Genomic DNA, 1718 nt, shown 5'->3' with positions numbered 1-1718 from the left:
CGTCTTCAATCCGGCCTTCAAAAGAATAGCCAATTTGTACCCCAAACTTTTGACCGTCTCGGAAATAGTTCTCAATCACGTCGGCCAAGTGAGAAACATTGACCATAATCTGATCGAACCCGTGCTGCCGGAGCAATTCAACCAAAAATTCCATCACTGGCTTTTGCAGGATCGGAATCATCGGTTTGGGTATTGTCTGAGTAATGGGACGGACGCGAGTGCCTTTACCGGCCGCCAGAATCATCGCTTTCATTATTAACTTCCTCAACCCTCTATTAATTGATATCAACTCAACACTTAGATGCTAGCGGTTGCGATCGCAGCGATCGCGATCGCAGCACAATCCCGACTTGTTTATAGGCGACATCGTACCAGGCTATTAATGATTTATTCCCTATTTACTCGATTTAAGAAACCAGGAATCGAAAATTACCAACAACTTCGCAATCGGGCTGCCGGCATTCCACGCTCAGCCTCAGAATGTCGGCGAGCAAGGTTCTACCTCGAATCTTAACCGACACAGGGGCAGACTGATTGGTTCCCCAGGTTGACTACCATGCCGTTTAAGTTCACAGCGCCCGGATTTTGAGGTCTTGGTAAAACTCCTCTTGATGCAACTCTACTTTAGACTGAGCCGACAGCAACAACAGAGCCCAAAAAACACCCACGCGGTCGTGATTTGGCAAGTCAACTTCCCCAGCCGGTGGCGGGGGTTCAGGGTCAGCAGGAGAGTGCCAATCGTGATGCTGCCAAAGTTCCAGAAGTTGTTCCAAGTCGAGCCAACCCTCAGCAATTTCAGACCCGCGTTCTGTCAGAAACCGCTCCAGTTCGCTAGCAGTTTCCACCAAATTTTCTTGGTGAGCCAGCTCAAAGATAGCCTGGGCGGCTTGCGATCGCATTTTTGAGGTTGGGCGGCGGCGCGGAGCAACAGTCTGCTCCATTGCTGCTTTCATTAGCTGCAACTGCTCTATGAGCTCAGGGAGAGTCACCGGGCGTTTTTGCGGCAGTTGAGCGACACCGCGACGGCGCAGTTGTCGCTCCAAATGCTGCGGCAAATGTCGCCCTCCCGATTGTTCTGCGTCTTCGAGCGCGGCCTCGTCGGATTCGGGATTCGCCGGCGGTTCATAGAGAACGATACTTTCTGCTTTGAGCAACACCAGCATTGAAGCGTACAAAAACGCTTGGCCCGAGTGGGACAAATCGGAGAAATCCTTACTCGGATCGGCTTCGCAGGTGTTTGTCAGTTGGCTCAAACATCGATCGAACACTTCAATGACTTTAACGTCCCAAGGATCGATTTCTCCCCGTTCTGCCAAATCAATTAAAATTGCGATCCCCTCAGAAATCGTTTCTAAACCATTTTGGTCTCTGGAAACAACCATTCAATTTTAGATTTTAGATTTTATGCTGATACGCTGACCCAGAAAAAAGCCGATTTTTTTCTCCTAAATTTGCTCGTTACCAGGATATGCCTGGTAATGCAAATGCTTTGGCTCTGCCTCCTTACGAACTCGCAACTTACAGGAAAGAAAACTTTAGGATGTGCTTAAGTTATGAAGTTTTCGCTCCTAAGCTGTCGCGCATTTAATTTGCATACTTATGTTAGTGAAAATCTTGTGGGGCGGGCATCTTGCCCGCCCTCACAATGAAAATCAAATGCAGTATAGCTTAAGTAAAGTTCGCAGTACATCAGTCAGCGTCCGTAACTTAAGAGCGGA

General features: G+C 48.5%; 2 protein-coding genes. Both read right to left on the bottom strand.

Annotated elements, in window-relative coordinates; translation table 11 throughout:
• Window positions 1–253 (bottom strand): nucleotidyltransferase family protein (locus WBA89_RS29895; RefSeq protein WP_424411302.1); only part of this gene is annotated, 253 nt, incomplete at its 3' end.
• Between the two features lie 316 nt (window positions 254–569).
• Window positions 570–1382: a segregation/condensation protein A gene (locus WBA89_RS29890; RefSeq protein ID WP_424411300.1), complete on the bottom strand. Its 813-nt coding sequence runs from the start codon at window positions 1380–1382 to the stop codon at window positions 570–572.
• Between the last annotated feature and the right edge of the window lie 336 nt (window positions 1383–1718).

Origin of the sequence: Microcoleus sp., from assembly GCF_049646505.1 — a bacterium.
Lineage (GTDB): Bacteria > Cyanobacteriota > Cyanobacteriia > Cyanobacteriales > Microcoleaceae > Microcoleus.
Note: the sequence above shows the minus strand (reverse complement) of the source record. Positions and strands in the feature narration are given on the sequence as shown.